Source organism: Ruegeria sp. AB9 (genome assembly GCF_056542585.1).
The window spans coordinates 369,788-394,896 of the sequence record NZ_JBQGAA010000001.1; the positions used below are offsets into that span (position 1 = coordinate 369,788).

Annotated in this window: 24 protein-coding genes and 2 tRNA genes; 15 read left to right on the forward strand and 11 right to left on the reverse strand. The window is 57.6% G+C overall.

Translation table 11 applies throughout. The features are described 5' to 3' along the window. Positions 1-20: 20 nt before the first annotated feature. Positions 21-608, reverse strand: coding sequence for a TetR/AcrR family transcriptional regulator (locus ACR0K5_RS01950; protein WP_480628057.1), 588 nt, complete (start codon positions 606-608; stop codon positions 21-23). Positions 609-710: 102 nt separating this feature from the next. Between ACR0K5_RS01950 and ACR0K5_RS01955 the strand changes: the two genes are divergently transcribed. From ACR0K5_RS01955 to ACR0K5_RS01980, 6 genes are all read left to right on the forward strand, one after another. Next, complete coding sequence (locus ACR0K5_RS01955; protein WP_480628058.1) at positions 711-959, forward strand: hypothetical protein; 249 nt, start codon at positions 711-713, stop codon at positions 957-959. A 126-nt stretch (positions 960-1,085) separates the two neighbouring features. Then, positions 1,086-2,372: a homoserine dehydrogenase gene (locus ACR0K5_RS01960; protein ID WP_480628059.1), complete on the forward strand. Its 1,287-nt coding sequence runs from the start codon at positions 1,086-1,088 to the stop codon at positions 2,370-2,372. Between the two features lie 69 nt (positions 2,373-2,441). Then, positions 2,442-3,425 (forward strand): class II fructose-bisphosphatase, encoded by a 984-nt coding sequence (gene glpX, locus ACR0K5_RS01965; RefSeq protein WP_480628060.1) that lies wholly within the window; start codon positions 2,442-2,444, stop codon positions 3,423-3,425. Between the two features lie 93 nt (positions 3,426-3,518). After that, positions 3,519-5,261 (forward strand): single-stranded-DNA-specific exonuclease RecJ, encoded by a 1,743-nt coding sequence (gene recJ, locus ACR0K5_RS01970; RefSeq protein ID WP_480628061.1) that lies wholly within the window; start codon positions 3,519-3,521, stop codon positions 5,259-5,261. Positions 5,262-5,359: 98 nt separating this feature from the next. Continuing rightward, positions 5,360-5,434 (forward strand) — tRNA-Glu (locus ACR0K5_RS01975). A gap of 24 nt (positions 5,435-5,458) precedes the next feature. Next, positions 5,459-5,533, forward strand: a tRNA-Glu gene (locus ACR0K5_RS01980). 66 nt (positions 5,534-5,599) lie between these two features. Here the strand turns inward: ACR0K5_RS01980 and ACR0K5_RS01985 are convergent. The 8 genes from ACR0K5_RS01985 to ACR0K5_RS02020 all read right to left on the reverse strand — a co-directional run bounded on the left by ACR0K5_RS01985 (position 5,600) and on the right by ACR0K5_RS02020 (position 13,915). Continuing rightward, the gene (locus ACR0K5_RS01985; protein ID WP_480628062.1) at positions 5,600-6,397 is read right to left on the reverse strand and encodes a DeoR/GlpR family DNA-binding transcription regulator; all 798 of its coding nucleotides are present in this window, start codon (positions 6,395-6,397) and stop codon (positions 5,600-5,602) included. Between the two features lie 131 nt (positions 6,398-6,528). Continuing rightward, the gene (locus tag ACR0K5_RS01990) at positions 6,529-8,370 is read right to left on the reverse strand and encodes a V-type ATP synthase subunit A (RefSeq protein WP_480628063.1); all 1,842 of its coding nucleotides are present in this window, start codon (positions 8,368-8,370) and stop codon (positions 6,529-6,531) included. Continuing rightward, on the reverse strand, positions 8,367-9,089 hold the full coding sequence (locus tag ACR0K5_RS01995; RefSeq protein WP_480628064.1) for a hypothetical protein: 723 nt from the start codon (positions 9,087-9,089) through the stop codon (positions 8,367-8,369). The genes ACR0K5_RS01990 and ACR0K5_RS01995 overlap by 4 nt, the downstream gene beginning before the upstream one ends. Beyond that, on the reverse strand, positions 9,061-9,738 hold the full coding sequence (locus tag ACR0K5_RS02000) for a hypothetical protein (RefSeq protein ID WP_480628065.1): 678 nt from the start codon (positions 9,736-9,738) through the stop codon (positions 9,061-9,063). The genes ACR0K5_RS01995 and ACR0K5_RS02000 overlap by 29 nt, the downstream gene beginning before the upstream one ends. Beyond that, on the reverse strand, positions 9,738-10,181 hold the full coding sequence (locus ACR0K5_RS02005; RefSeq protein ID WP_171089197.1) for an ATP synthase subunit C: 444 nt from the start codon (positions 10,179-10,181) through the stop codon (positions 9,738-9,740). The genes ACR0K5_RS02000 and ACR0K5_RS02005 overlap by 1 nt, the downstream gene beginning before the upstream one ends. After that, on the reverse strand, positions 10,178-11,974 hold the full coding sequence (locus ACR0K5_RS02010) for a V-type ATP synthase subunit I (RefSeq protein WP_480628066.1): 1,797 nt from the start codon (positions 11,972-11,974) through the stop codon (positions 10,178-10,180). The genes ACR0K5_RS02005 and ACR0K5_RS02010 overlap by 4 nt, the downstream gene beginning before the upstream one ends. Further along, on the reverse strand, positions 11,971-12,576 hold the full coding sequence (locus tag ACR0K5_RS02015; protein ID WP_480628067.1) for a V-type ATP synthase subunit D: 606 nt from the start codon (positions 12,574-12,576) through the stop codon (positions 11,971-11,973). Before ACR0K5_RS02015 ends, ACR0K5_RS02010 begins: the two co-directional genes overlap by 4 nt. Further along, on the reverse strand, positions 12,554-13,915 hold the full coding sequence (locus tag ACR0K5_RS02020; RefSeq protein ID WP_480628068.1) for a V-type ATP synthase subunit B: 1,362 nt from the start codon (positions 13,913-13,915) through the stop codon (positions 12,554-12,556). Before ACR0K5_RS02020 ends, ACR0K5_RS02015 begins: the two co-directional genes overlap by 23 nt. A gap of 244 nt (positions 13,916-14,159) precedes the next feature. Here ACR0K5_RS02020 and ACR0K5_RS02025 point away from each other — a divergent pair, with 244 nt between their 5' ends. The 8 genes from ACR0K5_RS02025 (at position 14,160) to ACR0K5_RS02060 (ending at position 21,717) form a co-directional block, all read left to right on the forward strand. Continuing rightward, positions 14,160-15,899 carry an ABC transporter substrate-binding protein gene (locus ACR0K5_RS02025; RefSeq protein ID WP_480628069.1) on the forward strand — a complete coding sequence of 580 codons (1,740 nt, stop codon included), beginning with the start codon at positions 14,160-14,162 and terminating at the stop codon, positions 15,897-15,899. A gap of 81 nt (positions 15,900-15,980) precedes the next feature. Further along, the gene (locus ACR0K5_RS02030) at positions 15,981-17,030 is read left to right on the forward strand and encodes an ABC transporter ATP-binding protein (protein ID WP_480628070.1); all 1,050 of its coding nucleotides are present in this window, start codon (positions 15,981-15,983) and stop codon (positions 17,028-17,030) included. 1 nt (position 17,031) lies between these two features. Continuing rightward, positions 17,032-18,108, forward strand: coding sequence for an ABC transporter ATP-binding protein (locus ACR0K5_RS02035; protein ID WP_480628071.1), 1,077 nt, complete (start codon positions 17,032-17,034; stop codon positions 18,106-18,108). Beyond that, positions 18,105-18,968: a carbohydrate ABC transporter permease gene (locus ACR0K5_RS02040; RefSeq protein ID WP_480628072.1), complete on the forward strand. Its 864-nt coding sequence runs from the start codon at positions 18,105-18,107 to the stop codon at positions 18,966-18,968. The genes ACR0K5_RS02035 and ACR0K5_RS02040 overlap by 4 nt, the downstream gene beginning before the upstream one ends. Next, positions 18,965-19,762, forward strand: a complete 798-nt coding sequence (locus ACR0K5_RS02045) for a carbohydrate ABC transporter permease (protein ID WP_155139158.1) — start codon at positions 18,965-18,967, stop codon at positions 19,760-19,762. The genes ACR0K5_RS02040 and ACR0K5_RS02045 overlap by 4 nt, the downstream gene beginning before the upstream one ends. An 8-nt stretch (positions 19,763-19,770) precedes the next feature. Further along, positions 19,771-20,172: a DUF2160 domain-containing protein gene (locus tag ACR0K5_RS02050; RefSeq protein ID WP_480628073.1), complete on the forward strand. Its 402-nt coding sequence runs from the start codon at positions 19,771-19,773 to the stop codon at positions 20,170-20,172. A 65-nt stretch (positions 20,173-20,237) separates the two neighbouring features. Continuing rightward, a complete protein-coding gene (locus tag ACR0K5_RS02055; protein WP_480575826.1) occupies positions 20,238-20,633 on the forward strand; it encodes a BlaI/MecI/CopY family transcriptional regulator in 396 nt (131 codons plus the stop codon). Beyond that, positions 20,620-21,717 (forward strand): M56 family metallopeptidase, encoded by a 1,098-nt coding sequence (locus tag ACR0K5_RS02060; RefSeq protein WP_480628074.1) that lies wholly within the window; start codon positions 20,620-20,622, stop codon positions 21,715-21,717. The genes ACR0K5_RS02055 and ACR0K5_RS02060 overlap by 14 nt, the downstream gene beginning before the upstream one ends. A gap of 10 nt (positions 21,718-21,727) precedes the next feature. Here ACR0K5_RS02060 and ACR0K5_RS02065 read toward each other — a convergent pair whose 3' ends face one another. Beyond that, entirely contained in the window at positions 21,728-23,131 is a 1,404-nt protein-coding gene (locus ACR0K5_RS02065; protein ID WP_480628075.1) for an MATE family efflux transporter, read from the reverse strand. Between the two features lie 192 nt (positions 23,132-23,323). Here ACR0K5_RS02065 and ACR0K5_RS02070 point away from each other — a divergent pair, with 192 nt between their 5' ends. Continuing rightward, positions 23,324-23,749 (forward strand): VOC family protein, encoded by a 426-nt coding sequence (locus tag ACR0K5_RS02070; protein ID WP_480628076.1) that lies wholly within the window; start codon positions 23,324-23,326, stop codon positions 23,747-23,749. Positions 23,750-23,794: 45 nt separating this feature from the next. Here ACR0K5_RS02070 and xylA read toward each other — a convergent pair whose 3' ends face one another. Continuing rightward, positions 23,795-25,102 carry a xylose isomerase gene (gene xylA / locus ACR0K5_RS02075; RefSeq protein ID WP_480628077.1) on the reverse strand — a complete coding sequence of 436 codons (1,308 nt, stop codon included), beginning with the start codon at positions 25,100-25,102 and terminating at the stop codon, positions 23,795-23,797. Positions 25,103-25,109 lie beyond the last annotated feature (7 nt).

The window sequence follows — 25,109 nt, forward strand, 5'->3', positions numbered from 1 at the left end:
ACCGTGGCGGTCTGGCCGTGTCAGGCCGTCACAGCCTTATGCACCATGTTCCAATAGATCTGTTCGACCTCGTCCAGCGACAATCGGCCACCGGATCTGTACCATGTCATCACACCGTTCAGCATGGCAATCACCGCAAGCGTGGCGATCTTGGTGTCCGGGATCGCAAACTGACCGGCCTGTTGACCCGTGTGAAGGATGTCTTCCAACGCGTTTTCGTACTGGCGCCGAAGGTCTTCTATTTCAGCAAAGTTCTCAGGCGAGAGATTGCGCAATTCCATATAGGCGATGAAGACCTCATCGGGACGTTGCAAATGGAAGCGGATGTGAAAGCCTACAAATCGACGCAACGCATCTTGTGCGTCATCGCAACGCTCCAACGCATTAAGCGCTGACAGCAGATCCTGCATATGTTCGCGCATCAATCGGTACAGCAAACTCTGCTTGTCCGGAGTGTAGTTGTACAACGCCCCTGCTTGAACGCCGACCTCTTTGGCGATCTGCCGCATCGAAACCGCTGCATAGCCGTGGCGGGCAAACAGGTTCAGTGCGGCCGTGCGGATGCGCGGACCTGTTATGTCGGAATGAGAGCCTTGAGTTCGTGCCATGTACCCACAATATCTGAACAAATGTTCATATAGAACCCCGCTTGATCGACGCCGGTAAAAGGTGCATCACGATGAGACGAGTGAAACCGAAAAGCGTACCAAATGAAACTGCTGCCTGTTCTGCTTTTTATTCTTGTGTTTGCCGGATGCGCAGACATTCCCGAACTTAAAGGTAGCGAACCGGCCTCGGTCAAGTCGGCCCCCTACCCGCGCCTTGTCCCGTTGCAGGAAACGTTGGGGCCATCGATAGACCCCGTCAGCCAGGCCGCCGAAGTTGAAGAGGACCTGACGCAGCGCAGCGAGGCGCTGGCGAAAAAGGCGGAAGCATTGCAAAACGCGCAAACGAACTAAAGCGCCACGATTCACGTCCACAATCCCCGGTGACGGATTGCACCCTGTGCCTGAACCCGCTAAGGCAGCGCTGATCGGACAAGCGTCCGAATTCAGATAAATTTCGAGCGGAAAGGAACCCACGAAATGACACAGGCGCTGCGGCTGGGAATTGCGGGCTTGGGAACTGTCGGCGTGGGTGTCGTCAAGATTGTCCGCCGTCATGCTGAGTTGCTGAAGGCACGCACGGGTCGATCGATTGAGATCGTGGCCGTATCGGCGCGGGATCCGAGCAAAGACCGCGGCGTGAACCTGTCGGATTATGCCTGGGAAACCGATCCGGTTGCGCTGGCGAAGCGCGACGATATCGATGTCTATGTCGAATTGATGGGCGGGGAAAACGGCCCTGCCAAAGCCTCGGTCGAAGCCGCGCTGGCCAGTGGAAAGGATGTCGTCACTGCCAACAAGGCATTGCTGGCCATCCACGGGCAGGAGTTGGCCGAACAGGCCGAAGCCGCAGGCCGCGTCATCCGGTTTGAGGCCGCTGTCGCTGGTGGTATCCCGGTGATCAAATCCCTGACCGAAGGCCTGACCGGAAACGAGATCACACGCGTGATGGGTGTGATGAACGGCACCTGCAACTACATTCTGACCAGGATGCAATCGCAACGTCAGGGTTACAACGCTCTGTTCGACGAGTGCGCCGAGCTGGGATATCTTGAGGCCGATCCCAATCTGGATGTGGGTGGCATCGACGCTGCGCATAAACTGGCTTTGCTGGCCTCAATTGCGTTTGGCACCAAGCCGAATTTCGACGGAATCCAGATTGAGGGCATTCAGCACATCAGCCTCGACGATATCGATCAGGCCGAGGATATGGGCTTCCGTATCAAACTGCTGGGCGTGGCACAGCGCACCGCGCGCGGGCTGGAGCAGCGTATGCAGCCTTGCCTGGTGCCCAGCGACTCACCGTTGGGTCAGCTGGAAGGCGGCACCAATATGGTGGTGATCGAAGGCGACGCGGTTGAACAGGTTGTTCTGCGCGGCCCCGGTGCAGGCGAAGGCCCGACGGCCAGCGCCGTGATGGGTGATGTTTGCGATCTGGCACGTGGATTGCAAATCCCAACCTTTGGCCGACCGGCCCTTTCGCTTGAAGCTGCGGCACCAGCCGTCACCGGCCTGCCTGCGCCGTATTACCTGCGGCTGGGTCTGTTGGACAAACCCGGCGCTCTGGCCAAGGTTGCGGCCATTCTGGGCGATGCCGGCGTTTCGATCGACCGGATGCGCCAGTATGCCCACGCTGAAAGCACAGCGCCCGTGCTGATTGTCACCCACAAAACCACTCGCGCTGCGCTGGACGTCGCGCTGGATGGGTTCCGGGAAACGGACGTGGTTGCTGGCGACCCCGTCGCATTGCGGATCGAAGAGGTTTGATCTTGCGGCCTGTATGAAACGCAAGTTATGCCGGTAGAAACGGCTTTACTGACCAGAGGATACTGAACCATGAGTGCTGCCAAAACTGATTTTAATGACCGCCTGCTGTCTCTGGGGCTGGCAAGGGTAGCGGAACAGGCTGCGCTGGCCTCGGCTTCGCTGGTGGGTCGCGGTGACGAAAAAGCCGCAGATCAGGCTGCGGTAAACGCGATGCGCGAACAGCTGAACTTGCTGGACATCGCTGGCGTCGTGGTGATCGGTGAAGGTGAACGCGATGAAGCGCCGATGCTGTATATCGGCGAAGAGGTTGGTACCGGCACCGGCCCCGGGGTGGACATTGCGCTGGACCCGCTGGAAGGGACTACGCTGACCGCCAAGGATATGCCCAACGCTTTGACCGTAATTGCAATGGGTCCGCGCGGCTCGATGCTACATGCGCCGGACGTTTACATGGACAAGCTTGCGGTAGGTCCGGGCTTGCCTGAAGGCGTAGTCAATCTGGACATGTCACCGCGTGAACGTGTTGAGGCTCTGGCCAAGGCCAAAGGCTGCAAACCGGCCGACATCACCGTCTGCATTCTGGAACGTCCCCGTCACGAGGCGATGATCGACGAAGTGCGCGAAACCGGAGCCTCGATCCGACTGATCACCGATGGTGATGTTGCCGGTGTCATGCATTGTGCTGAAAGCGAAGTGACCGGCATCGATATGTATATGGGCCAGGGTGGCGCACCCGAAGGAGTGCTGGCTGCTGCCGCGCTGAAATGCATGGGCGGTCAGATCTTTGGTCGCCTGTTGTTCCGCAACGATGACGAACGGGGCCGTGCTGCCAAGGCAGGCATCACCGATCTGGACCGTGTGTATGCGCGCGATGAGATGGTAACTGCGGATGTGATCTTTGCCGCAACAGGCGTTACCGGCGGCTCTCTGCTGCCGCGTATTAAGCGCGAGCCGGGTTGGGTGGAAACCACGACGCTGCTTATGCGTTCCAAGACCGGGTCGGTGCGTCGCATGTCCTATCGCACACCCACATGGCCGCACGACGAGGCATAACGAATTGCGCCGTTGCCTTCGGCGGAAATATTTCTGAAAAGATAAAAAGGCCGGGTCCGCAAGGGTCCGGCCTTGGCGCATAAGAGGCAAGAGATGAGTTTTCTTGGGGTTGAGCAATCGTTGACAGGTCGGCGCTGGGTTGGCCCGGGAGCCGAGGTGGAGCGAGCCACCGAGATGATGGCACAACAGACCGACCTGCCTCGCGCGGTATGTCAGGTTCTTGCCCGACGCGGCGTGCCGGTCATGGAGGCGCGTGGCTTCCTGGACCCCAAACTGAAAGAGCTGTTGCCCGATCCGCGCGCCATGAAAGACATGGAAACAGCCGCGGCCCGCTTTCTGGACGCCGTACGCCTTCGCCAGAAGATCGCGGTGTTCGCGGATTACGATGTTGACGGCGGCAGCTCTGCCGCGCTGCTGCTGGTTTGGCTTCGGCAAATGGGGGTGCAAGCGACACTTTATGTGCCAGATCGGATTGATGAGGGCTATGGCCCCAATGTCCCGGCAATGCAGAATCTGGCAGCCAGCCACGATCTGATCATTTGCGTCGATTGCGGCACGCTCAGCCATGAACCGATTGCCGCCGCCAAGGGTGCGGATGTGATTGTGCTGGATCACCACCTCGGCGGCGAAACGCTGCCCGACTGCGTCGCAGTCGTGAACCCCAACCGACAGGATGAAAGCGGCGATCTGGGCTATTTCTGCGCCGCAGGAGTCGTGTTTCTGATGCTGGTCGAAGCTGGGCGCCAATTGCGCGAGGCGGGCGCAAAGGGGCCTGACCTGATGTCGATGCTGGACCTGGTGGCTCTGGCAACCGTGGCTGACGTTGCGCCTCTGATCGACGCCAACCGCGCCCTGGTGCGACAAGGCCTGAAAGTCATGGCGCAGCGGCAGCGCCCCGGCCTTGTCGCGCTGTCTGACGTCTCACGCATGGATACCGCGCCAAACAGCTATCACCTGGGTTTCCTGCTTGGTCCCCGGGTGAATGCAGGTGGGCGCATTGGGCAGGCCGATCTGGGTGCCCGCCTGCTGAGCACTGAATCCCTGCACGAAGCTCAGGCCTTGTCCGAACGTCTGGACGCGTTGAATACCGAACGCCGCGACATTGAAAACGCTGTACGCGCCGCCGCGTTGGAGCAGGCAGAGGACCGCGGTCTCGACGCTCCATTGGTTTGGGCGGCAGGTGAAGGCTGGCACCCGGGTGTAGTAGGCATTGTGGCGTCTCGCCTGAAGGAAACCGCCAACCGCCCCGCCATTGTGATCGGCTTTGATGGGGATGAGGGCAAAGGCTCCGGCCGCTCGGTCTCGGGCGTGGACTTGGGGGCATCTATCCAGCGTCTCGCGGCCGAAGGGCTGCTGGTCAGAGGTGGTGGCCACAAGATGGCCGCTGGCCTAACTGTCATGCGCGACAAGCTGGAACCTGCCATGGAACGTCTCAGCGAATTGCTGGCGAAACAAGGCGCTGGTCAGGGCGGCCCCGCTGACATGAAGCTGGACGGCGCGCTTATGCCGGGCGCGGCGACAGTTGATCTGATTGAACAGATCGAACAGGCTGGACCTTTTGGTGCAGGAGCCCCTGCCCCGCGCTACGCGCTGCCGGATTTGCAGGTGCGTTTTGCAAAACGTGTGGGGGATACACATCTGAAGCTGTCGCTGGCCGACGGCATGGGCGGCGGGCTGGACGCGATTGCCTTTGGCGCCTTTGACGGGCCGATGGGCGACAAACTGTCAAATCATGGTGGCGCACGCTTTCATTTTGCGGGACGACTTGAGGTGAACACCTGGGGCGGGCGTCAATCCGTACAGCTCAGACTCGAGGACGCGGCAGAGGCAAATTGACCTCTCGCTTTGAAGGGCCAAAAAACTTTCACATCCCTGCATTTTTCCGCTTGCGGGGGTCACGGTGAAACCGTAAAAGGCCCTCCACAAGCCAGCGTGGCCCGTTCGTCTATCGGTTAGGACGCCAGGTTTTCAACCTGGAAAGAGGGGTTCGATTCCCCTACGGGCTACCACTTGTGCTTGCGCCATTATCACATGGCCCGTTCGTCTATCGGTTAGGACGCCAGGTTTTCAACCTGGAAAGAGGGGTTCGATTCCCCTACGGGCTACCATTTCCTGACAGACTTGGCCGTAGCTTTCTGATCCGGCTTTTGATCTTTTCCGTCGCATGATTGATGTCATGCCGCGTGAGATTCACCTGCTTTCGCAATCTGTAAGTTGATGCCCCAGCGCTCGAACGACTTGGCAGCCGCCCCTTTCGGCGCAGAGTCCGTCACCAGCGTGTGCACCAGGCGCGGGTCCGGCCCGACATAGGGGGCCGTGTCGCCAAATTTGAAATGCGCGGCTGCCATGACAACTTTGTCCGCTTGCCCGGCCACGACCGAGGCAAGATCTGCTTCAGCCGGGCTGTGATACAGAAACCCCTTGCTGTCCGAGATCGCATCCGTACTGAGGATTGCAATATCAAAGGCATATCGTTGCAATTGTTTCTGGGCAACGTGGCCGAATGTTCCCCTCTCATCACTTTGCAATTCTCCCCCCAGAAGATGCACTCGGTTTCCATTGATCCCCGCCAATGTCTGCACAACACCGATGGAATTGCTGACAACCGTCAGGTGGTTTGCCCGGCGCAATTCTTCGGAGACAAACGCCGTGGTCGAGCCGACGTCCAGAAAAACTGTCATCTGATCCCGGACCATTTTAGCGGTATGCGCAGCGATCAGACGCTTTTCGTCGGCATGTTGGGAAATTCGGCGAAAGAAACTGGGATCGCCTTGCGCCCCGGCAAGGTAGGCACCGCCATGAACGCGTTCGACCGTGCCCGCCTTGGACAAGGACTTGATTGTGCGGCGTACTGTTTCTTCAGACACGCCGAGTACATTTACAAGTTCAGAGTTTCGCGCCGCCCCTCCGAGTCGCCGCAAAGCGTCCAGCAATTCCAGTTCGCGATGGGTGTTTGGGGTTTTTTTCTTCACAACCAGCTCCGAATGCTCGATTTTGCTTCATAAGGGCATGGATCGTCGCGCACGACAAGCCAGTGACACGAATGTGCCGCAAGGTATTTCCAGTCTCCGGGAATAACAGGAACGAAACGGTATTATCTGTCTCAAACCCCAAACTTTTCACGGCACAGATCTTGGATCTTTTGCCAGGTGGAGTTGTACTCGGGTGTATTTTCTGCCGCATAGTGGAAGTTTTTCATCAGCCCGGTCAATTGCGTGAAAACCTGTCGGACCTCGGCCTTGCTCACAAACGCTGCCGTGGATTGCGTCACATCGTACACCAGCTTGAACGTCATCTTTTGCCGTTCGAGAGGTACGGTTGCATCAACCTTGTCAAATGCGTCCTGCTGCAAATAGACCATGTCAACGAACAGCGCTTTTTGTTGGGTTACAAAGTCGTCAATCGTGACACCCTCTTCCCCGGTGACCTGCATCATCTGATCGACCTGTTCGCCTTTTTCGATAAGGGTCAGAAGGTCGCGCACTTTGGCCGTCCACCCCGGCTCGGCGTTCTTGTCGTACCATGCTGAAAGTTGGTCCGTGTACCGAGACCAGCTGAGCATCGGATCGACCGCCGGATAAAAGCGTTTATAAGCGCGCTCGGACGACAGGCCGAGAAAGCACTTGACCGTCGACAGGGTGGATTGCGTCACCGGTTCATCAAAGTTGCCGCCAGCTGGTGAAACCGTACCAATCAGCGTCAGGCTGCCAAGATCGCCGTCATTCGTTTTCAACGCCCCGGCACGTTCGTACAAACCCTTGATCGAGCTTTCCAGATATGCTGGGAACCCCTCTTCGCCCGGAATCTCCTCGAGCTTGCCAGAGGTCTCGCGCATGGCTTGCGCCCACCTGCTGGTGCTGTCCGCGATCAGCAGGACGTCATAGCCCATCTGGCGATAGTATTCGCCCAACGTTATCCCAGTGAAAATCGACGCTTCGCGCGCGGCTACTGGCATGGATGACGTGTTGCAGATAATAATCGTCCGATCCATCAGGCTGCCGCCCGTGGTTGGATCGGTCATCTTCGGAAATTCCTCGATGGTCTCGACTACCTCACCCGCACGTTCACCACAGGCCACAACGATCACGATATCCACTTTTGCATTTCGCGCGATCAGGTTCTGCAGCACGGTCTTACCTGCCCCGAACGGCCCGGGAATGCAGGCTGTTCCACCGCGTGCGATCGGAAAAAACGTATCGATCAGTCGTTGCGAAGTCAGAACCGGTTCGGTCGGATACAACCGCTCGGACAGTGCTCGTTTCAATACGTTTTCCGGCAAAGGCCGCCGAACCGGCCATTTCTGCGAAAGCGTCAGAGTATGCTCGCCGCCATTGTCGTCTTCAAGACGCGCCACAATGTCATGGATCGTGGCGGCCCCCTTTTGCACCCAGACCACCTTGTAGTCGCCGGACCAATTGAACGGCAGCATGATCTTGTGGGTGAAGTGACCCTCGGGCACTGTTCCGATACTGCCCCCGGCAGTGACTGTGTCGCCTACTTTCACCGACGGTGTAAACGACCACTTCGCCAGTTCATCCAAGGGCGCAACATCCGCGCCGCGTGGCAGGAACGTGCCGAATTCAGCGGCCACCTTAGGCAGCGGCGACTGCAACCCGTCATACACCTGCCCCAACAGCCCCGGCCCCAACTCCACCGACAACAACTGGCCGGATTGCTCAACCGGGTCGCCAACGGCCACACCGTCGGTGCTTTCATAGACCTGAACGTCTGCTGTATCTCCGCGCACGCGCAGAACTTCGGCCTTGAGCCGCTCCTGACGCCCACCGGGGCCGAGACGCGACGGCAGGATGAAAACCACTTCGTTTTTGACCAATTGGCCGGGATGTCCAGTTGCGTCCGGATTGGACTTTATCTGCACAAGCCCTTCCTGAACCGAGACAACACGAGCGGTCGATGTTTGTTTAGCTGAGGTTGGGGCCGTCATGCGCTTGCTCCCTCAAAATCGATATCGGCAACATCAGCCATGGCCTGCTGCGCCAGTTTTTCAAATCTCTTGGCTGCTTCCGTGGCGCTGTTTTGTGACCAACGGTTGAATATGTTCCAGATCAGAACGTAGATCGCGACCGCCTCAAAATCGAACATGTGGCGGGCTGCATGTCGTTTGAGTTGCTTGTGGCTGATCGACAGAAGCAGACGTTCCAGACCAAGCGGATCTTCGTCTTCGAGCAATTGGCGCGCCTCTTTCAGCCACGGCATGGGTGTTTCCAGCCGAAAGGTGGGATCGCCCCAGTTTGTCGGAATAAGACGGCTCCAGCGTCCGACGCCGAATGAGCCAGAAGGCGCTGGCTCTCCGCGTTTTCTCAGGCGCAGTGCCGCGACCGCCGAACGTAGCTCCATGCGTTCCATAAAGAGCTTGCGCAAAGTTGGCTGCGGGATGTCCTGCATCGCTTGTTTACAGCGCTGGATCGCCTGCGCGTCGGTGACATCCATGTCGTAAGCGCTCCAGTTCAGCGTGTGTTCCAGCACTTTCAAGACCTTGGCATCTTCTGGTGTCAGAGCCGTCAAACGACGCTCGAGCCTGATTCGCGACAATGGCGGCTGTTTGGCAACAAACAACCGCTCCGAGCCCGGAAGGCTGCACATCAACGCGATATAGGCGTCCTGCCCTGACATCTCAGCGGATGACCCCTTCCAGCACGGCACGGAACCGGGGTTGCAGATGCTCCATCAGCAATGAAGCGACGGCCTTGTCGGTCAGGTCCAGAACCACCCCCTGATCCTCTGCGTGAACGCGGATACCTTCCTGTGTGTCATCGGCGGCATGCAGTTCGACATTCTCGCGCAGCATTTTCGCCGTCAGCCCAAGAACGTATTTCGTCAACTGGCCGGACTGAATATCATCGGCGTTCTGCTTTATATCTTCTTGCGTGGCGACCTTGGCGGGCAAAACGACCTGAACTTTGCCATCCAGGTTGGCACCTTTCCCGGCTCGGCCGACAATTTCGAGGATCATTTGCCTGAGAAGTTCAGGATCAGACATCTCTTTGGTCACAAGACGTTCGACATCCGCCTTGAAGCGATCCGTCAGGCCGGCCTTCATGGTCAACACAGCATCCCGCATCGCGGTGTTCAGTGCTTCTTCTCCAGCAGCCCGGTAATTATCGGATTCTGTGCGGGCTTTCTTTTTGAACTCCTCAGCTTCGCGTTTTGCATCCGCCAGAATACGCGCAGCCTCAGCCTTGGCGTCGTCGCGCAGTTTTTCGGCTTCGGTTTGACCGGCAGCAACTCCATCGTTGCGCAGCTTTTCGATCAGAGCGTCAACGCCATGTGAAATTATTCCGTTCTGTGCCATCAACTGATCCCCGCACTAATGACCAGTGCAAAAACAAAGGCAAAAACCCCGAACCCTTCGATGATCGCGGCAGGAGCAAGCGCAAGACCAAAAATCTCGGGCTTTTCCTTGGTCGCGTTGATCGCAGCGGCACAGGCCCGGCCCTGCCAGATGCCGCAATACATTAGTGCGATGCCCGACAGGATGCCGATCCCGAACAGGCCCCCCGCGTTTTCGGGCGTGACGGCGCGGTTCAGGGTAAACATGATGACGATCCCATAGATCACCATCGTGGACGGAAAGGCCGAAACGCCCACAAAGCGCCCATAACCGCCCTCGGTCTCGGTCATGGCCCCGATACTGGCCATTCCGGCGATCGAACACCCAATGGCGCTTGCCGCAGCCCCCAACGCCATTGGTGCATAGATGCCCAGCCAACCCAGTGTAAGAACAAGCTCATTCATTCCTGAACCTCCTTGCGGGCAAACGGACGAAAGACGATGCCTTCGTCCGGCAGACCCCATTTAAAGAATTCGATGTAATTGAGACGTAAGCCGTGGACGACGCCGCTCATCATGGCGAGCGCGAAATTCAGAACGTGACCGATGATCAGGATCAGCAAGCCAAACAGAATGCCCGGTCCTTTGAGCGCTTGCACGACGGACACGGCCAGATCATTGAACGTGATCGCAAGCGAGGCCGACGCAAGGCCCAGCGCGAACAGGCGCATATAGCTGAGGACATCGCCAAACGCGCCCATCGCCCCGGCGAGGCTTTGAAAGCCCTCGACCAGACGCCAGATCCAGTCTGTCGGCTTCTGAATAATCCGTTCGCTGGAAAACAAAACGATCGCCACAATGCCGAGGATCAGGATCGCCGATCCCGGTACCGGCGACTTGCCGTTCATGTAGCTGAGCCAAAGGACAAACCCGCCGATCAGAGCAGCAATCCACCCCAGATTGGCGATCGCTTTGCGTTGTCCCCACGAGGCACGGGCCGCCAGTGCGTTGGCCAGAACCAGATGCAAGACACCAACCACAATCGAGACCATCATCATGGCACCGAAATTGTTCAAATCCAGCACCTTGAGCTTGGCCCAAATCGAGCCAGCGGATGGAGACGCCCCAAAGTAGCTCCCCACCATGACCCCATACAGAATCGTAGCCCCCGAGATAATCAGGCCAAACCGACGCCAGGACCTTTGACCGGCTGTGCCATCCATCCGTTTCCAAAACGTCAGCAGCCCCAGCAGGATGACAGCACCATATCCCGCGTCCGCAACGATCATGGCGAAGAAGATCGCGAAGGACGCCGATACGATGACGCTGGGGTCCCAATCCTGATACCCGGGCACCTGATAGAAAAGTGCCAGATCGACAGCGGCACTGCGGTTTTCAGGCTGTTCCAGCAAGGTCGGAGGTGTGTCGCCCGGGCCCGGCTCCTCAATCAGAGCGGCACAACCTTTGGTGCTCGCCATATCCAGAACTGCATTTACCCGATCTTCCGGAACCCACCCCTGCAATGCAAACATAGCCTCTTCGTCGCGCACTTTCTGTGTTGCATGGGCCAGTTCGGCAGCGCTTTCGGCGAGGGACAAGTTTTGGCGCATCAAGGTCAGATAGCGGGTTTGCGCCACGCGCTCGGCTTCAAGCGCCTCAAGGGCGATTTCGGCTTCCTCCAACTGCGCTTCAAGCTCGTGAATGGGAAGCGACCCGACGTGCGTGCGCGGGATCGGCAAAATGTCGTCGTCAGGTTCGTCCGGCGAGATCAGAACGGCGTAAAGGAACCGGTGGTCCTCTTCCAGTATAGCCCAAGGCAGATTGACCTCTGACAAAGTCTCACGATGCTTAAACGGCAGTTGGTAGAACCACAATCTGTTGCCGGCCAGAACATCTGTTGGCGGGAAGTCCAAATCACCCCACGGCCGCACCTGGGCAATGCGGTGCGCCAGAAAATCCCGCCGGTCCATCGTATCCCGTGTGCGCTGCATGAGGTCAGTCACCTCTCGCACAAATCGGTCCATTTCAAAACCGGGGTCTCGCTGAATCTGGCGGCGCGGGTCTGGAACTTCTGCAAGGAAACGCAATGCTTTATACGCTTCTCTTGCGCCGCGCAGGTTGATCTTTTCAGGTTCATTTGGTGGCGGAACAAGTGGCAGAACATGCATACATCCCAGGTCCTGTAGCGCCTCAAGCGTTTCCGCTTTATGCGCCGCAGGTCCGATCAGAGACATCTTTTTCAAACGCGCAACACTCATGTCAAAGCCTCCTGCGCGTGTTTGCGTTTGGAGATTTTTGACCGCACGACTGCCTGCATCTGCTCATCGCTCAGATAGATGCGGATCTTCTTGATATTGGCCTTGGCGCGTGGGATCAGAACTTTCTCGAACAGGTTGACCCGCTGGGTAATCGTGGCCACCGCCTTGTCGAAAATGCGCACACGCTCTTCAGCGATTTTGACCCGCAGCCTCGCCTCGATCATGTCGTGCAGCAACTGCGCGGCGGCATCGACCCAATGAGGTTTGGCCAAAGGAGAATATGGGCGGACGACAACTTCGATCCGGTCAAGATCGGGCATCTTGACGCCCACCACGTTGACCTCTTTGACCTTGTAATCTTTAAGCTCAACAAGCCCATCCAGATCAATGCCCTGCTGGGCCAGCATCGGAAGCTTTTCACCCACCTGCTGCGCAAGGGCCTGCACTTCGTGCTCAAGGCGTTTGACATCGTCGCGGGCTTTTACACGTTCTGCCATCAATTGCTGACGCTTCAGGTCCAGCGATGGCAGGAACCGCTCATAGCTTTTCAGCTGCGTCTGCTGGCGGGCCAGCGACGATTTATTCAGCTGCAACCGCGCCATTGGCATCCTTTGGAAAGTACTTGTCGATCAACGCCTGCTTCATCAGCAACTGTTCCGGAGCAAAGCACTCGGCCAGCGTTTTCCAACCCAGGTCCAGAGCGTCTTCCAGCGGGATTGAGACATTGATGTCCATGAAACGCGACCGAAACAGTCCGCCGAATTTCAGCAATTGGTGATCAAAATCCGACAGGTCGAACGCCATCGCCTGTTTCTGCGCGGCATCACGGCTCTCAGAGTAGAAGCGGATCATCGTGTTCATGATCTGGCCATGATCTTCGCGGGTGGTCTTGCCGATCACGTTCTGCTTCAGGCGCGACAAGCTACCGAAAGGATCAATCACGCCGGAATGCAGATAGATCTGCCCCTCGGTGATATAGCCTGTGTTATCAGGTACAGGGTGGGTCACATCATTGCCGGGCATCGTCGTGACGGTCAGGACAGTTACCGATCCACCTTTGGCATAGTCACAGGCTTTTTCGTATCTGCGCGCCAGTTGGGAATAGAGATCCCCCATATAGCCACGTTGCGATGGCACCCGCTCCTGACTGATTCCGACCTCTTTCATTGCGTCGGCGTAGGCTGTCATGTCGGTCAACAGGACAAGCACGCGCCTGCCCTCTTCCACTGCAAATTTCTCGGCCACAGCCAACGCCATGTCGGGCACCAACAGACGCTCGACCAGAGGGTCCATCGCCTGATTGACGAACATCACGGTGCGCGAGAACACGCCAGCATCTTCGAAAGACGTGCGGAAGGTGTGGTAATCATCAAAGATCAGACCCAACCCGCCAAAAACCACGATATCGGCGTCGGCCTGTATGCCGATTCGGCTGAGGAACGCGTTGAACGGCTCGCCCGAGACCGAGAAAATCGGGATTTTCTGACTTTCGACCAACGTGTTGAACACGTCGATCATCGGCACGTCTGTGCGGATCATTTTATTCGGAACCGCCCGTTCCGCCGGGTTAACAGTTGGTCCGCCAATATCGATTCGCGGTTCCGCGGACAGATCCGGCCCGCCATCAATGGCAACACCGGCCCCATCAAAGACCCGCCCTAAAATGTTGGCCGAATACGGTGTCTGCATCGGGTGTCCGAGAAAGGTCGCGGTCGCCTCGGTCGATATACCTTTGGTACCGGAAAACACTTGCAGCGTGACGACATCCCGGTCGATGAAGATCGCCTGAGCCAGTGTTTTTCGGCCATCCACCGTCTCGATCACTGCTAGGTCGTTGAACCGGACGGCTGGTTCACCCTTGCCCTCTATCGGCACTCGAACCTTGATCGTGTCCCCGACAATTTCCAGAACACGCGTGTACTTCAACAGACTTCGGGACATTGCCTATCCTCACTGTTCCAAGTCGTTTTTCGCAATTCTCGCCGCACGGTTCAGCGGTAATTTTTGTAATAACAATCCCAGCTTACAACGAATTCACAAATTGGCAAATGAGTTCAAATTCATCTCTCTCGGCACGTCCGGACGTCAATTACTAAAAATTTAGTTTGACACGTACGCAAAAAATCGCTGATGCTGTCCGGCATCCGGTTTCCGCCGGAGAACCATAATTTTTGGGAGGAGACAGATGCGGAGACATCTACTTTCCGCAGTGGCGGCGGCTGCCGTCATTGCGGGGCACGGTTCTGCTTGGGCCGACGAAGCCGCAGCACAACGTTGGATCGACGACGAATTCCAGCCATCGACCTTGTCGAAGGACGAACAGATGGGCGAGATGAAGTGGTTCATCGAAGCTGCCCAGCCTTACGCCGGTATGGAAATCAACGTCCTGTCCGAGGGTATTCCGACACATTCTTACGAGTCCGAGGTCTTGACCAAGGCGTTCGAGGAAATCACCGGCATCAAGGTCAACCACCAGATCCTTGGCGAAGGCGAAGTGGTTCAGGCCGTTCAGACCCAGCTGCAAACAGGTCGGAACCTTTATGATGGCTATGTCAACGACAGTGACCTGATCGGTACTCATTCGCGCCTGCAACTGGCTTATCCGCTGACCGACATGATGGGTGGCGACTGGGCGGCGACAACTTCGCCGACGCTGGATCTGGATGACTTCATGGGCATTCAGTTCACCACCGGTCCGGACGGCAAGCTGTATCAGCTACCCGATCAGCAGTTTGCCAACCTCTACTGGTTCCGCAAGGACTGGTTCGACGATGAGGCGAACAAAGCCGCGTTCAAAGAGAAGTACGGCTATGACCTGGGTGTTCCGGTCAACTGGTCGGCTTACGAAGACATCGCCGAGTTTTTCACCAATGACGTGAAAGAAGTCGATGGCACCACGATCTATGGCCACATGGATTACGGCAAGCGCGCGCCTGACCTTGGCTGGCGTATGACCGATGCCTGGCTTTCGATGGCCGGTGCCGGTGACGTGGGTGAGCCGAACGGTGTTCCGGTCGACGAATGGGGTATCCGCATGGAAGCGGGCACCTGTAATCCGGTCGGCGCTTCGGTGTCGCGCGGTGGTGCGGCCAACGGTCCTGCTGCGGTCTATGCGATCCGCAAATGGGATGAGTGGCTGCGGGCCTATGCGCCTCCGGGTGCGGCGTCTTATGACTTCTACCAGTCGCTGCCCGCGCTCAGCCAGGGCAACGTGGCCCAGCAGATCTTCTGGTACACCGCCTTTACCGCCGACATGGTGAAGCCGAAGTCCGAAGGCAACAACACCGTGGATGACGAAGGCACGCCGCTGTGGCGGATGGCACCCAGCCCACATGGCCCCTACTGGGAAGAAGGCCAGAAGGTTGGTTACCAAGACGTAGGCTCCTGGACGTTCCTCAAATCGACCCCCTCGGATCGTGCGCAGGCAGCCTGGCTCTATGCTCAGTTCGTGACATCCAAGACTGTTGACGTGAAGAAATCCCACGTGGGTCTGACCTTCATCCGCGACAGTTCGGTCAATCACGAGTCGTTCACCGAACGCGCACCCAAGTTGGGTGGTCTGGTCGAGTTCTATCGCTCGCCTGACCGTGTGGCATGGTCGCCGACCGGCATCAACGTTCCGGATTACCCGAAGCTGGCCCAGATCTGGTGGCAGCAGATCGGTGACGTGAACTCAGGAGCGTTTACCCCGCAAGAGGCGATGGACCGTCTGGCAGAAGAGATGGACATCACCATGGCCCGTATGCAGGCTGCGGATGAAAGCGCCGGTGTCTACGGTGGCTGTGGTCCGCGTCTGAATGAGCCACAGGATCCGTCCTTCTGGCTGGAAAAAGCCGGTTCGCCCAAGGCCAAGCTTGAGAACGAAAAACCGCAGGGTCAGACCGTCAACTATGACGAACTGGTTCAGCGCTGGCAGTCTCAGTAAGCTGATGAAACCGGGGGTGCCGCATCAGGCATCCCCACCCCAAGACCAGTGCCACGCACTGAAGAACCGGAACCCACGGACATGATCGAACTTCAAGATGCCACCAAACGGGTTGGCAACGTCATCCATATCAAGCCGACAAACCTGACCCTTCGCACAGGTCACTTCAACGTGCTGCTGGGCGCGACCGGATCAGGCAAGACCTCTCTGATCAAGATGATGGCCGGCCTGGATCCGATTGCCTCGGGCAAGGTCCTTATGGATGGGCAGGATGTCACGCGGCTGAACACGCAAAAGCGACAAATCAGCCTCGTGCACCAGTTCTTCGTGAACTACCCGCATATGACCGTTTTCGACAACATCGCTTCGCCCCTGCGCGTGGCAGGTATGGCCCAATCCGAGATCGAAGGCCGCGTAGAAGAAGCCGCTGACCTGCTGCAATTGCGCCCCATGCTGCACCGCCGCCCGCATGAGCTGTCGGGCGGGCAACAGCAACGGACCGCGCTGGCGCGTGCCATTGCGAAAGAGAGCCGCGCGGTGTTTCTTGATGAGCCGTTGGCGAACCTTGACTATAAACTGCGCGAAGAACTGCGCGAGCAATTGCCTGACCTGTTCGCGGGTCGTGGCGCGGTTGTGGTTTACGCCACCTCGGAACCCGAAGAGGCGCTGTTGCTGGGTGGCCATACCGCCCTGATGGAAGATGGTCACGTGACTCAATTCGGTCCGACCGCAGATATCTATCGCAACCCGGAGAACATCGCTGCTGCGCGCGTCTTCTCGGATCCGCCGATCAATGTGGCCCGCATCACCGTATCAGGCTCGCAAGCGCAGTTAGAAGGCGGCGGTGGCTGGGCAGTCACCGACATGGCTGATGGAGAATACATGGTCGCCGTGCGCCCGCACCGCGTGACGCCGTTCCGTACGTCTGACGCGGACATAGAGCTAACAGGCCGGGTGATCGTGACCGAGCTTTCAGGCTCGGATTCCAGCGCGCATTTCCAGCACGGGGAGGACGCATGGGTGTCGCTTGCTGCTGGTGTCCACCCCTATCACGTGGGCGAGGATCACAGTTTCTACATGAACCCGGCCCATTGCCGGTATTTCGGCCAAGACGGCAAAAGGGTGGCCTGACATGGCACAGATCAAACTTTCGAACCTGCGGCACAGCTACATGCCTTCGCCGAAAGGCCCTGAAGACTATGCGCTGAAGGAAATCGACGTCACATGGCGCGACGGCGGAGCCTATGCACTGCTTGGGCCGTCAGGTTGCGGTAAGTCTACGCTACTCAACATCATATCCGGCCTGTTGACCCCCTCGGAAGGTCGGATCCTGTTTGACGATCAGGATGTGACTGCCCTGCCCCCCGATCAGCGCAACATCGCGCAGGTTTTCCAGTTCCCGGTGATTTACGACACAATGACCGTGGGTGAAAACCTGGCCTTTCCGCTCAAGAACCGGGGCGTGGATGCCGCAACGATCAAGCGCCGCGTCGATGAGATCGCCGAGATGCTGGATGTCACCGACATGCTGAACACCCGTGCCAGCGGCCTCAGCCCGGACAACAAACAGAAAATCTCGATGGGTCGCGGGTTGGTCCGCGACGACGTGAACGCGGTGATGTTCGATGAACCGCTGACAGTGATCGACCCGCATCTGAAATGGAAACTGCGGTCGAAGCTGAAAGAGCTGCACCAGCGTGTGCAGGCCACCATGATCTACGTGACCCACGACCAGACCGAGGCGCTGACTTTCGCCGATGAGGTCGTGGTAATGCAGGAAGGCGAAGTGGTTCAAATCGGCACACCGGTCGAGCTGTTCGAGCGTCCTCAGCACACGTTTGTCGGCCACTTCATCGGCTCGCCCGGCATGAACGTTCTGCCGTGTGAGGCAAAAGGCGACCTCGCTTTCTTTGAGGGGCACGAGGTCATGCTGGAAGGCCCCACTCATGGCGATGGTGGCCGCACTGATCTGGGCATTCGCCCTGAATATGTAGGCTTTGGCGATACCGGCATCCCCGCGCACGTAACCAAGGTTTCGGATATTGGTCGCCACTTTGTCGTCAGCGCGATGGTCGGAAAAACCCCGCTAAAGGCCGTGGTGGAACACAACGCGCCAAACCCGGGTTCGCACGTGTTCCTGCAATTCAAACCTGAACAATCCCGCGTCTATCGCGACGGCTGGATAGCAACCGAGGAGCGGGCGCAATGAGAACCGAAAATCAAAAAGCATGGTTCTTTGTCCTTCCCGTTCTGGCACTGGTCGCGTTCAACGCGCTGGTGCCGATGATGACGGTAGTCAACTACTCGGTGCAGGAAACCTTTGGTAACAACCAGTTCTTCTGGGAAGGTTTGGGCTGGTTTGAACAGATCCTGCGATCCGACCGCTTCCAGGCCGCGCTGGGTCGGCAATTCCTGTTCACCTTGCTGATCCTGCTGATCGAAGTCCCTCTGGGCATCATCGTTGCCCTGTCGATGCCTCGAAAAGGCTTTTGGGTGCCAGTCTGTCTGGTGCTGATGGCCCTGCCGATGCTGATCCCGTGGAACGTTGTTGGGTCCATGTGGAACATCTTCACCCTGCCCAAAATCGGTCTGTTGGGATATTTCCTGAATGACGTTCTGGGCATCAACTATGACATGACGCAACAGCCGCTTTCGGCCTGGATCACCGTCATCGTTATGGATGTCTGGCACTGGACGTCGCTGGTCGTGTTGCTGTGCTATGCAGGCCTCGTGTCGATCCCGGATGCCTATTATCAGGCGGCCAAGATCGACGGGGCAAGCCCTTGGTCGGTGTTCCGCTACATCCAGCTGCCCAAGATGAAGACGGTTCTGACCATCGCGGTCCTGCTGCGGTTCATGGACAGTTTCAACATCTATACCGAGCCGTTCGTGCTGACCGGGGGTGGGCCCGGCAACTCGACCACCCTGCTGTCGATCGATCTGGTGAAGATCGCGCTGGGGCAGTTCGATCTCGGCCCGGCGGCGGCGATGAGCCTGATTTATTTCGCCATCACGCTGCTGGTTTCGTGGCTCTTCTATACTCTGATGACAAAGGACGACGCAGAATGAAAAAGCGGTCCATCATCCCGATCCTCTATATCGCGTTCCTGATGCTGCCGATCTATTGGCTGGTGGCGATGTCCTTCAAGACAACGAACGAAATCCTGTCGGGCTTTTCCCTGTTCCCCCAGACCTTTACGCTGGAGAACTATATCACCATCTTCACTGACCCGACGTGGTATTGGGGCTACATCAACTCGATCACCTATGTGACTCTGAACACAGTGCTTTCTGTTTGTGTCGCACTGCCCGCTGCCTATGCGTTCTCTCGCTATCGGTTCCTAGGTGACAAACAGCTGTTCTTCTGGCTGCTGACCAATCGGATGGCCCCGGCAGCGGTATTTGCGCTGCCATTCTTTCAGCTCTATTCCTCGATCCATCTGTTCGACACTTATCTGGCCGTAGCGTTGGCGCACACGCTGTTCAACGTGCCACTGGCAGTTTGGATTCTGGAAGGCTTCATGCGAGGAATTCCAAAAGAACTGGATGAGACCGCCTATGTCGACGGCTACTCCTTTCCGCGCTTTTTCGTGACCATCTTCCTGCCAAATATCAAAGCAGGTGTCGGCGTCGCAGCTTTCTTCTGCTTCATGTTCTCATGGGTCGAGATGCTGCTGGCCAAAACCCTGACTGCGGTCGAGGCGAAACCCATTGCCGCTGTGATGACCCGCACGGCCTCCAGCGCCGGGTATGAGCTGGGCCTGCTGGCCGCCGCCGGAACCCTGACCATCATCCCGGGCGCCATCGTCATCTGGTTTGTCCGCAACTACATCGCGCGCGGGTTCGCGATGGGACGTGTGTGAGGTTCGATATGCGTAGATTTCTTCTCACCTTCCTCTTCCTACCTTCCACGGCATTTGCCCAGCAGGCCGGATGGGGCAATGTCGGCCAGCAAGAGGAAAAGGGGTTTTCATGGACCGCCCCCTTGTGGCCCGACTTCTGGATGGCCTGGACCCCGGCGACGCTGGCCGTGTTCGTCGGAATCTTTTCGGCCATTGCACTGATTGGCGTTCTTGAAGGCTTCAAGTACCGGGACGGTATAGAACGGCGCGGTGTGCTGGGGCTGACAACCACATTGGGCGACCGATTGTTCATCACCCTTCTGGGGTCCGCCTATATCTTCCTCGCCTGGCTGGGTCTTGTCGGACAGCCGGTCTGGACGCCGCTTTTCCTGTCTATCGGCTGGGGCGTTTTTGTGTTCTGGAAAGTTTAGACTTTGAGAAATCGCGAAAGGATGCTTGTCTGACAGGCATACTAAACATGACAACACCGAGATCAATGCGAAAGAAAAAGACAACAAATCTGCTGACCGAGGTCGAACTGGAGTTCATGAATGAGCTCTGGGCCCTCGGGCAAGGCTCGGTGAGAGATGTCCTGGACCGCCTGCCCTCAGAACGCAATCTGGCCTACACATCCGGTGCCACGATCCTGCGTATTCTGGACGAAAAGGGTTTTGTGGAAAGCCGCAAGTCAGGAAAGACCCTGATCTATACGCCGCTTCTGGAAAAGGACAGGTATCAGGCCCGTTCGCTACAGAATCTGTCCCGCACACTTTTCGACGACACCCCGGCCACGTTGGTAGCACGGCTTGTCGATGATGCGGGGCTGAGCGAAGCCGATCTTGAGGAAATTCGAGCGCTGGTAGAGAGGAGGCTGCAAAATGACAGCGGTTAGACCGGTTCTCGACGCATTTATCGAACTGAACATCGTGCTGGCCTTGGCGGCCGTCATCTGGCTGATGGCGCGTGCCGCCCTGACCCGCACAGCCTTGCGCCATAGTTATGTCGCGCAGTTGCGCGCGCTCAAAGCGCTGTGCGTTTGTGTACTCATAAGCCCATTTCTTGCATTGGGCGTATCGTCACTGGCCACTTATGCATGGCCGGGAAGCGCTGTGGCCCTTGGCGACATAGCTGTTGCGGCCTACCTGCGCGGCGACATCGCCATGCCTGCCACGCAATTCGAGGCACTGCTGAATACCCGCGAAAGATGGGTCGACCTTGCAGTGTCGGGACAACAGCCGATGATCACCGCACTTGTGGCGCTGCTCGCTGTAATAGCCGCGGTATTCGCCATCCGTGCCATGCGGGACGCAGTTATGATCCGTCAAACGGTCAAATCCAGCTTTCTGTGGCGCCAATCGACCAAAGTGGATATCCGCCTTTCCGATCGCATCACTGTGCCATTTGCTGTGCGCGGATTGCGCCGTCGCCATGTCGTACTGCCAAGCCATCTGCTGGATACTCCGCACGAATTGCGTTTTGCGTTGGCGCACGAGCTTCAGCATGTTCGGGCGGGTGACGTGGAATGGGAACTGGGCTTTGAAATGCTGCGCCCGCTCTTGTTCTGGAATCCAGCCTATCTGATGCTCAAGTATCAGTTCGGCCGTTTGCGTGAATTGGCATGCGATCAGTCTGTCGTGGCGCGCAAACGGATTGATGCGCGAGAATACACGGCGTGCCTGTTGGATTATTGCGCTCGCACGATCTCATCCAGCAATCCACGCGTTCTCAATGTTGCCTTTGTGACTGGCGGCAAGGCCAAGCGTGTCCTGCGTCAGCGCGTGCTTGCGCTGACCGAGGCGCAGCCGACGGTGCCCACCCTGCCCGTGCTGTTCTTTGGGATGGCATTGACCTTCGCCACCCTTCTTGCGCTGGGGTCTGCTTCGATCCAACAAACGCAAGACTGGAGCCATGATCGCCTGATGCTGTCGACTGTTGTCAATCTAGAGCGGCTAGAGGCGCGCAACCAGGGGAATTGATCTCGCCCGATCACCAACCGCGCCGACCGAAAAGTGACTGAAGCCGACCTTGCTCGGCAAAGGGCTCGGGCGCTTGTGATCGGCCAAGCCGTGCAATAACACGTTCGACGACGATCCAACCAATGGCAGCAAAAATAACGCCTCCAAAAGCCTGCCCCAAGAGAACGCCGGGTGCCCCGGCGATCTGTGAGCCGAGGGTCACGAAGACCCACGTGCCAATGGTGTGGCGACCCCAGTTTATCCATGTCGAATAAACCGGATGCCCCAGATTGTTGAAACTGGCATTTGTTACGAAGATCACACCATTGAAAAACGAAGCCAAAGCCAACGGACCGCAGAACAGGTAGATCAAAACCCGGGTTTCGCCTTGGGCCGCGAACAGATCCGCAATCGGCGCGCGCAGCAAAAACAGAATGGCTGACATGCATAGGACATAGACAGCCGTAAACTTGATCCCGGCCAGAAAGGCCGCGCGGACACGGACGAATTTCTCGGCCCCGAAATTCTGCCCTATGATTGGCCCTATCGCGCCAGACAGTGCGAAAATGACAGAAAACGCCACCGGTAAAAGCCGCCCTATCACCGCCATACCTGCAACTGCATCCGTTCCATATTGCGCAATTTCCCGCACCACGATGGCATTCCCGATCGGAGTAGCGACGTTCGTCAAAACGGCAGGAATTGCGATGGCTCGCACAGGGCGCAAGTCCTGTGCCACCTGTTTCAGCGACGGGCGCGCAAATCCCTGATGCACTCGTAGCGCAGGCCACAACGCCGCCCCCAACATGCAAAGCCGTGCCAGAACCGACGCAATCGCGGCCCCGTCCAGTCCAAGCCCAACAGCAAAAATCAAGATCGGGTCCAGAACAGCATTCACAACGCCGCCATAAATCGTGGACATCATCGACCGGCGCGCATCGCCATGGGCACGCAGCACCGCCATCGCCGCCATAGCTATAGACATCACGCACATGGTCGGAAGGATGATCGACACATAGCGCGTCGCCAGCCTCAGAACCTCGCCTTCCGCGCCGAGCAATGACAGCAAGCAGCTGAGATTCAACAAAACCAATGCCGATGTTATCAGCCCCGCAATCAACCCGATTACGGCCACACTGGACGCATAATGCCTTGCCTGTTCAGCCCGCCCCGCCCCGAGTTCGCGCGCAACCAGGGCTCCGGCGGAAATCGACAGGCCGATATTGATCGCGTTGGTAAAAAACAGCAGCGTGCCAGCATAGCCGACCGCCGCTGCCAGCGCGTCATTGCCCAGCATCGAGATGAAGACCATGTCCACAAAGTCGACGGCAAAGATAGCCATCAGCCCGATGCTCGTCGTTAACGACATGCGGGTGACATGCCGCATCAGACTGCCACTCAGAAAAACGGCTTTGGTTTGGGATTGGCTGGACATTCTGACCTGTCATGCTCTGTCTTCTACCGAGCCAGCATTACAGATCACCGCCACGCGTCAACGGTTTCGTCCCGACCTTGTTGGACGAGTTTGCGCATCCGACGCGACCCGCAATTCTGTTTTGGCATCCACAGCTCCGCGAGGGCGTGCTAGAACAACCATAACACCGATGGTTCGAGGCAAAAACAGAGCATGAAACTGGAATTCCATCACATCAATTTCGTGGCCGACGATGTTGATCGTATGCATGATTTTTACACAAACGTGCTAGGTTTGGATGATATCCCCCAAGACAATTTCCCGCGCACCGTAGCCGACCGCAATAGCGGTTATGACGGCAAAATTCGCTTTGCAACTGAGGGCAACATGCAGATGCATCTGGCCGAACGCGCTTTCGACGTAGCCTTCAAGAACAAGCGAGTGATCAACCCGGTTGAGCGCGGCCACATCGCCTTTCGGACTGATGATTTGCCCGCTTTCCTTAAACTGCTGGACGAACGTGGCATCCCCTATTCCGACTACGGCACCACCTTTGCGAAAGAGTGGCATCAGGTGTTCTTTCACGACCCAGAAGGCAACGTGATCGAAGTTCATCAGCAGGTCGTTCAGGAAGCTTGATCAGCAAAGGGGCGGAACCAACCGCCCCCACCGGGTTTCCGTCCCTCAGACAAATCTGTTGACGTAGTTTTCCAGAACTTCCTGACGCCCTGATCGCGGTTGTGGATTGAGGTCGTTCGCCAACACCCGCGCCGAAATCTCGTCCAACCCAGAATTCAGCATCGCCTGCGCCTCGGGCGTTTTCCAGCCCGCGTACCTGTCCGCCAGAGCTTGCTCCAAACCACCATCTTCAAGCATCGCTGCCGCTGCTTTCAGGCCCCGGGCGCAGATATCCATCCCGCCCACATGCGCGGCGATCAGATCTTCTGCATCGATGGACTGCCTGCGCAGCTTGGCGTCGAAATTGGTGCCACCGGTGGTAAACCCACCTGATTTCAGGATGTGGTAATAAGCCAGCGCGACTTCGGGGGTGTTGTTGGGGAACTGATCCGTATCCCACCCTGATTGATAATCGTTCCGGTTCATGTCGATGGACCCCAGCATCCCCTCGGTCGCGGCCACTGCAATCTCATGCTCAAAGCTATGCCCTGCCAGGATCGCGTGCCCTTGTTCGAGGTTCAGTTTGACCTCATCCTCAAGCCCAAATTTGCGCAGGAAACCGATGCAGGTGGCGGCGTCGAAATCATATTGGTGCTTCGATGGCTCCTGCGGTTTGGGTTCGACAAGGATCGCACCCTTAAACCCGATCTTGTGCTTGTACTCGACCACCATGTTCAGGAACCGGCCCATATGATCCAGTTCGGCCTTCATATCGGTGTTGAGCAGCGTCTCGTACCCTTCGCGCCCGCCCCAAAGCACATAGTTTTCGCCGCCCAGCTTGTGGGTGGCATCCATGCAGGACTTCACCGTGGCGGCAGCGAAAGCAAAAACGTCGGGATCAGGGTTGGTGCTGGCACCGCCCATCCAGCGGCGATGGCTGAACATGTTGGCGGTGCCCCACAACAGCTTGGTACCAGCCCGCTGCATCATTTCACCGATATAGTCGGTGATCTCATTCAACGTGCGAAGGTTGTCCGCGAAGTTACCCTGCTCAGGGCGGATATCGGCATCATGCCAGCAGAAATAGGGCTGCCCCAGGATCTGAAACATCTCAAAGGCGATATCGGCCTTCATCTTAGCCCGTCCCATGTCATCCTGCGGATGCCAGGGGCGCTCGAAAGTGGGGCCACCAAATGGATCTCCACCTTCCCAGGCGAAAGAGTGCCACCATGCCACGGCAAAACGCAAATGATCCTCCATGCGCTTGCCCATGACGATCTCGTCCGGGTTGTAGTGGCGGAATGCGAGCGGATTCTTACTGTCCTCGCCCTCGAACTGGACCTTTTCAATTCCCTGAAAAAAACCACTCGTCATCTCGTTT